1 protein-coding gene is annotated in these 891 nt (G+C 71.5%); it reads left to right on the top strand.

What is annotated here, in order from left to right; all coding sequences use genetic code 11:
* Positions 1–891 (top strand): MFS transporter (locus tag HUK84_RS20360; protein ID WP_176641817.1); only part of this gene is annotated, 891 nt, incomplete at both ends.

The raw sequence follows: 891 nt of genomic DNA, 5'->3' as shown, positions 1-891 counted from the left end.
CCGCTGATCGCGGTGTGCGGCGCGCGGCTGCCGCGCCGCACATTGCTGATGATCCTGATGGGGGTCTTCGTCCTGGGCAACCTGCTGGCGCCCCTCTCGCCCGACGCCCGCACGCTGGAGATCATGCGCTTCCTGACCGGACTGCCCCATGGCGCGTTCTTCGGGGTCGCCGCGCTGGTCGCGGCCTCGCTGGTCGATCGCGCCCATCGCGGCCGGGCGGTGGGGCGGGTCATGGCGGGCCTGACCATCTCCAACGTGATCGGCGCGCCGTTCGCGACCTGGGGCGGCGAATTTCTCGGCTGGCGCACCACCTACGCCCTGATCGGCCTGGTCTCGGTGGCCAGCCTGCTCCTGGTGGCCCGCAACGTCCCGGCCGACCCGCCCCATCCCGGCGCCTCGCCGCTGCGCGAACTCGGGGCCCTGCGCCGCGCCCAGGTCTGGTTCACCCTCGGCACCGGCGCGGTCGGGTTCGGCGGCATGTTCGCGGTCTATACCTATCTGTCCGACGTGCTGGTCAATGTCTCGGGCTATCCGGCCTACGCGGTGCCCTTCATCCAGGCCCTGTGGGGCGTGGGCATGGTCATCGGCAACCTGATCGGCGCGCGCCTGGTCGACATCAACCTGAACATGACCGTCATCGCCGCCCTGGTCTGGAGCATGCTGACCCTGGGCCTGTTCTCCGTCACCGCCGTCAACCCCTGGGCGGTGGTGCCCGTCATCCTGCTGCTGGGCGGCATCATCGCGCTGGTGCCCGCGCTGCAGACCCGCCTGATGGACGTCGCGGCCGACGCCCAGACCCTGGCCGCGTCGCTCAACCATTCGGCCTTCAACGTCGCCAACGCCCTCGGCGCCTGGCTGGGCGGCCTGGTGATCGGCGCCGGCTACGGCGCG

This window comes from Nguyenibacter vanlangensis, from assembly GCF_013376155.1.
GTDB classification, from domain to species: Bacteria; Pseudomonadota; Alphaproteobacteria; order Acetobacterales; family Acetobacteraceae; genus Gluconacetobacter; species Gluconacetobacter vanlangensis.
This window is presented reverse-complemented; position numbering and strand designations above follow the sequence as displayed.